Origin of the sequence: Mesorhizobium sp. M00.F.Ca.ET.216.01.1.1, from assembly GCF_004010325.2 — a bacterium.
Taxonomy (GTDB): Bacteria; Pseudomonadota; Alphaproteobacteria; order Rhizobiales; family Rhizobiaceae; genus Mesorhizobium.
Genome location: NZ_SADR02000117.1, coordinates 1 through 472, shown reverse-complemented (window position 1 = coordinate 472; position 472 = coordinate 1). Strand labels below are relative to the sequence as shown.

Here is a 472-nt window from a genome sequence, read left to right as displayed (position 1 = left end):
CATCGGCAAATGGATCGAGCGGCACCGCGGCGTGCTGAAGTTCGTCGACCAGGGCTCGATCCTGCTGGTGGTGTACGGCGCCTTCAGCGAATCGGTAACCGAAGGCCTGTGGCATCAGATTCCGCTCTCCGCGCTGGGCGGCGTCCTGCTCATCAGCGTGGTGCTGCTCGCGCTGGCGCTGACTGTCACCATATTCGTGAGCAAGCGGCTCGGCTTTTCCCGCGCGGACCAGATCACCATCATCTTCTGTGGCTCCCCCTGCTCGGCATGGGCATCGCGATTCTGCCCAGTTATCTGATTGGACGCGACATGACGCGCGGCCGGCTGGTGCGGCTGCTTGGCGACTACCGTTTGCCGCAGGTCGAGATCAACATTGCATACCCGAGCCGTCGCCATTTGCCGGCCAAGGTGCGCACGTTCATCGACCATCTGGTCGAGCATTTCAGCCAGACACCGAATAGCCTGCTCGGCG

At 62.7% G+C, this 472-nt stretch carries 1 protein-coding gene; it reads left to right on the top strand.

Features of this window, described 5'->3' with window-relative positions; translation table 11 throughout:
* On the top strand, nucleotides 1-298 hold a 298-nt coding region (locus tag EN859_RS35305), incomplete at its 5' end, for a bile acid:sodium symporter (protein WP_210237750.1).
* Nucleotides 299-472 lie beyond the last annotated feature (174 nt).